Consider the following 5,325-nt stretch of genomic DNA (forward strand, 5'->3'; position numbering starts at 1 on the left):
ATGAGGATGAGGTTAGCGATTTGGCTCGTAGTGATAGTCGTTCTGTTGCCGGAGGGGGCCGTCGCCGTCGACTTCGGCAGCAAGGGCGGGCCTGAGCCTGCCAACATCGACAAACTGACCGATCTCCTTCGCGAGGATCACTATGATCTGGAGTTGCTGATCAGTTTTGGCACCTCCAAGGGCGGGTCGGCTGGCCATCTCGCCTTGGCGATCCGGGACGATGCGCCTGGCGACGATCTGGTCTACTCGGCCAACTTCTATGCCGACCGTACACGTAAGCACCAGAGCGGCTTCTACACCTCGGATCTGATGGTTGGCATCCCGAAGAAAGAGTACTTGTTCAAGACTGTCTCCTCGATCGCGGAAACGGCCTCGTTTGGCCTGGACTTCGGCGAGATCTACAAGCGCTCGGTCATCGGCGTGCGCGTCCGTGGCATACCGGCCAGCGACAAGGAGGCCTTGGTGGCTTACTTCAGGCGCATCAATGACGACTATCACCAGCGCGCCAGGAATACCGAGTATCACCGCGGCGAGATCAAGTACGACTACATGCGCCTCAACTGCGCCAAAACCGTCGGCGCCGCATTCAAGTTCGGGGCGGGCTACAAGGACCTGGAGGTCACCAGCGCCAAGGTCCTGTCCGGACGGCGGGTGGTGGCGGCCGCCACGGCCAACCTCCCCACCGAGATGGCGATGAAGCTCATCAAGGAGTGGGGCAAGCGCGGGTACGGCATGGACGTGGTGCTGTACAAGAAATACGGCGGCTCGACCTATGTGGATCCGCACGAGGACGAAAAGGTGCCCTTCAAGGACCTGCCCAATCGTTTCCCCTCGGTCCTGTCCATGGATTTCCGCAGGGAGCAAGGCGCCTACGAGGACTTCGACAACCTCTTCGCCATGTATCTCCTCTACAACCTGGGCAAGTACAGCGTACGCGTGAACGAGCAGACGAGGCTGCTTGAGATTGAGAAGGACAAGCGACCAATGGCCTACCCGGAGGCAGCCAGACTTGCCACCCAGAGCGCCAGGTCGGACAGCKAGAATTTCCGCCGCCGCATCCCGTTCAGCCAGAGAGGGACAAGGATCGGGGAAACGCCGGATAACACGCACCTCTACGATTTCACTGACAAGGATGCCAGGACGGCGAAGCCCTAGAGATTAAAGCCACAGTCAGCCAGTCCACATGAAATTCCATGGTTGCCTCCCGGCGGCGCCAGCGCGCGGCTGTGCCGCCATTCCTCATAAGCCTCTGTATTTAAATGAGAATCTTGAAAGCCTGGCTGCGCCTCTGGCTGCGCGGGTTCAAGGTTGAACGAACTTCGGCATGAAGAATTTTGCCGGAGGAAGGGTAAACACGTATCAAGTCGCTGACTTGAAAACGTAAACCCCCGTCCCTATAATTAGCACTCGTCGGGCATGAGTGCTAACAGGCCTCGCCCGGCGCACCAATTCTGCTGGCCGTTAGTGCTGGCGGCCAATTTTGTGAACCTGAAATCACTTTTTGTACCAAGGAGTCCGTATGAAYCTGCGTCCTYTGCACGACCGYGTGATCGTCAAGCGTCTGGACAATGAAACCAAGACCGCWTCCGGCATCGTGATTCCCGACAATGCTGCCGARAAGCCYGATCAAGGYGAAGTSCTSGCCRTSGGCCCCGGCAAGAAAGACGACAAGGGCGCTTCGATCGTCCTCGACGTCAAGGTGGGTGACCGCGTGCTGTTCGGCAAGTATGCCGGCCAAGCCGTGAAGGTGGATGGCCAGGAACTGCTGGTCATGCGCGAAGAAGACATCATGGCTGTGGTGAACAAGTAATCCACGCACCCCATTCGTACCGATTTAGGAGATTCAGAACATGGCAGCTAAAGACGTAGTATTCGGCGACGCCGCCCGTGCCAAGATGGTCGAAGGCGTGAACATTCTCGCCAACGCAGTCAAGGTTACCCTGGGCCCGAAGGGTCGTAACGTTGTGCTGGAGCGCAGCTTCGGCGGCCCGACCGTGACCAAGGACGGCGTGTCCGTGGCCAAGGAAATCGAGCTGAAGGACAAGCTGCAGAACATGGGCGCGCAAATGGTCAAGGAAGTGGCTTCCAAGACCAGCGACAACGCCGGTGACGGTACCACCACCGCAACCGTGCTGGCCCAGTCGATCGTGCGCGAAGGCATGAAGTACGTTGCCGCCGGCATGAACCCGATGGACCTGAAGCGCGGCATCGACAAGGCTGTGGTGAACGCGGTCGAAGAGCTGAAGAAGCTGACCAAGACCACCACCACCAGCAAGGAAATCGCCCAGGTTGGCTCGATCTCCGCCAACAGCGACGAAGTGATCGGCAAGCTGATCGCTGAAGCGATGGACAAGGTCGGCAAGGAAGGCGTGATCACCGTGGAAGACGGCAAGTCGCTGGCCGACGAACTGGAAGTCGTGGAAGGCATGCAGTTCGACCGCGGCTACCTGTCGCCGTACTTCATCAACAACCCGGAAAAGCAAGTTGTCGCCCTGGACAACCCGTTCGTGCTGCTGTTCGACAAGAAGATCTCGAACATCCGCGACCTGCTGCYGGTGCTGGAGCAAGTGGCCAAGTCGGGCCGCCCGCTGCTGATCATCGCTGAAGACGTCGAAGGCGAAGCCCTGGCGACCCTGGTGGTGAACAACATCCGTGGCATCCTGAAGACCGCCGCTGTCAAGGCTCCGGGCTTCGGCGACCGCCGCAAGGCCATGCTGGAAGACATCGCCATCCTGACCGGCGGCGCAGTGATCGCCGAGGAAATCGGCCTGACGCTGGAAAAGGCAACCCTGCAAGAACTGGGTCAAGCCAAGCGCATCGARATCGGCAAGGAAAACACSATCATCATCGACGGCGCCGGCGACGCAGCCTCGATCGAAGCACGCGTGAAGCAGATCCGTGCCCAGATCGAAGAAGCGACCTCGGACTACGACCGTGAAAAGCTGCAAGAGCGCGTGGCCAAGCTGGCCGGCGGCGTTGCAGTGATCAAGGTTGGCGCAGCCACCGAAGTCGAAATGAAGGAAAAGAAGGCACGTGTGGAAGACGCACTCCACGCAACCCGCGCAGCCGTGGAAGAAGGTATCGTCCCCGGCGGCGGTGTGGCCCTGCTGCGCGCTCGCGCTGCCATCGCCAACCTGACCGGCGACAACGCTGACCAGAACGCCGGCATCAAGATCGTGCTGCGCGCCATGGAAGAGCCGCTGCGCCAGATCGTGCTGAACGCTGGCGAAGAAGCTTCGGTCGTCGTGGCCAAGGTCATCGAAGGCAAGGGCAACTACGGCTACAACGCCGCCACCGGCGAGTACGGTGACCTGGTGGAAATGGGCGTGCTGGACCCGACCAAGGTGACCCGCACCGCGCTGCAGAACGCTGCTTCGGTCGCTTCGCTGATGCTGACCACGGATTGCGYCGTGGCAGAACTGCCGAAGGACGAGTCGGCTCCGGCAATGCCGGGCGGCATGGGTGGCATGGGCGGCATGGACGGCATGATGTAAATCTGCCGGCCTGCCAACCTGGCAGCCTGCTTTATCCGCATTACCCGTAGTAACAAAAACCCGGGCGACCGCTCCGGCGGCGTCAGAGTTCCACCGTGTAGCACCAGTCGAAAGCCGGGTTCTCCAGTTCGCCGGTCTTGCGGCGCACATAGCCGCGTGGGTTGCACACCACGCGGGCGTTTTCGAGGCGGTAGTCGAACCCTGTATGGGTATGTCCGTGGACCCACAGGTCGGCCTGCGCGATCAGGTCAGGCCGGCGCGAGATAAAGCCGCTGGAGACCAGGTCGTGGGAAAAGCGCGGGTCGAGGCTGCCGAGATCGGGGGCGTGGTGGGTCACCACCACCGTCTTGCCTTCGAAGGGCGTGGCGAGTTGCACGGCCAGCCAGGCGCTGGCCGCCTCGTGCCGCGCCAGTGCGTCGGCGGTGGTGAAGCGGCGCCGCTGGCCGTTAGCGTCCTCGACCTCGATCAGGCGATGGTCGACCATCACGCCGGCGCAGGCCAGCATCGACTCTTCGCGCCGGGCGGTGCCGAACAACGCGTAGTCGGTCCACCAGGTGGTGCCGATCACGCGGACCCGATTGCCCGCGAGGCTATCGAAATGGGCCACGGTATCGTTGAGCACCCGCACGTGCAGCGCCTCGCGGGCGGCTTCTTCCATTGCCGCATCCACCGGCCCGAAGGCACTCTCGTAGTATTCGTGATTGCCCGGCACATAGACCACCGGCCCGGAAAAAGTGCGCGCGGCCCAGTCGACGCCGGCACGGCCGTTGGCGATATCGCCGGCCAGCACCACCAGGTCGGCGGGGCAGGCGGGCACCGCCGCCGGCACATCGTGCTCGAGGTGCAGATCGCTGAGGATGCGGATCTTCATGCTGGCTCCATGCAGTCGCGCGCTGGCTCAGGGCACGCATGTGCATGGATTCTTCAGAAAAGTGCGAGCCTGGTCAAGTCTGGCATTGAACGGGCTATCGGCGAAGTAGCGAGGTCGCTGGTTGCCATCAGGATGTCCCCATGGAGCGCGAGCTTGCCTCCCCCTAAGGAAGTGCTGATCAATGAGGTTTGCGCTTGATGTTGTACAAGCCAATGACTTGGGTTTTCGCAATGCGAGAGAGATCGGCCGACTCAAGCCGGTTTTTCTCTCGTTTTGCGCCTTTCCTGGCGCGCTTTGCGCGCTCAGGACGGACGGCTCCCCCGCACCGCCAACAACTGCTCTTTGGCCAGCACCAGATTCGCCAGACCAAACAGGCTGAACAACTGCGCTGTGTTCTTGACCAGGCCCTTGTAGCGAACCTTGCGATGACCAAACAGATTCTTGATGACGTGGAGCGGATGCTCGACCCGTGCCCGAATCCGGGCCTTGGCTCGCTCGACGGCGATCAGCAAGTCCTTGACGGCGCCGTCACGCATCGCCTTGATCTTGCCGCGCTTGACGGCCACTTGCCACTTAACGGACTTGCCTTGCATCTCGTCGCGCTTCTCCCCGCCCGTGTAGCCCGCATCGCCAAACGCGTGCTCTTCGTGGCCATGCAGCAAGGCATGCGCCTGCGACACATCCGCCTCGTTCGCCGCAGTGCCCACCATGCTGTGTACCAGCCCCGAAGCCGCATCCACGCCGAGATGGGCCATCATGCCAAAGTGCCAGGCATTACCTTTCTTGGTCTGGTGCATCTCCGGGTCGCGGCCCTTCTGCTTGTTCTTGGTCGACGGTGGCGCCTCGATGATGGTGGCATCGACAATCGCGCCTTCCTTCATCATCAGCCCCCGCTCGCACAACATGATGCCGATCTCGTCGAACAGCTTTCGCGTCAGTTCATGCTCGACGAGCATGCGG

At 61.3% G+C, this 5,325-nt stretch carries 5 protein-coding genes; 3 read left to right on the top strand and 2 right to left on the bottom strand.

Annotated features, from left to right (window positions below; all coding sequences use genetic code 11):
• Positions 1-30 precede the first annotated feature (30 nt).
• From AC1DKD_RS39980 to groL, 3 genes are all read left to right on the top strand, one after another.
• On the top strand, positions 31-1,155 hold the full coding sequence (locus tag AC1DKD_RS39980; protein WP_477144626.1) for a hypothetical protein: 1,125 nt from the start codon (positions 31-33) through the stop codon (positions 1,153-1,155).
• Between the two features lie 364 nt (positions 1,156-1,519).
• A complete protein-coding gene (locus AC1DKD_RS39985; RefSeq protein ID WP_477144627.1) occupies positions 1,520-1,810 on the top strand; it encodes a co-chaperone GroES in 291 nt (96 codons plus the stop codon).
• 40 nt (positions 1,811-1,850) lie between these two features.
• Positions 1,851-3,494, top strand: a complete 1,644-nt coding sequence (gene groL, locus AC1DKD_RS39990; RefSeq protein ID WP_477144628.1) for a chaperonin GroEL — start codon at positions 1,851-1,853, stop codon at positions 3,492-3,494.
• Between the two features lie 82 nt (positions 3,495-3,576).
• Here the strand turns inward: groL and AC1DKD_RS39995 are convergent, their stop codons facing one another.
• Together AC1DKD_RS39995 and AC1DKD_RS40000 are read right to left on the bottom strand one after the other, a co-directional pair.
• A complete protein-coding gene (locus tag AC1DKD_RS39995; protein WP_441626444.1) occupies positions 3,577-4,365 on the bottom strand; it encodes a metallophosphoesterase in 789 nt (262 codons plus the stop codon).
• Positions 4,366-4,667: 302 nt separating this feature from the next.
• Positions 4,668-5,325, bottom strand: a 658-nt coding sequence (locus AC1DKD_RS40000) for an IS5 family transposase (protein ID WP_477144629.1), incomplete at its 5' end; no start/stop codon positions are given.

Source organism: Cupriavidus sp. 05T313, from assembly GCF_056396665.1.

What these genes read in the sequence shown, in the direction of transcription:
- AC1DKD_RS39995 (WP_441626444.1), bottom strand. Translation starts at nt 4,365, where the DNA reads ATGAAGATCCGCATCCTCAGCGATCTGCACCTCGAGCACGATGTGCCG.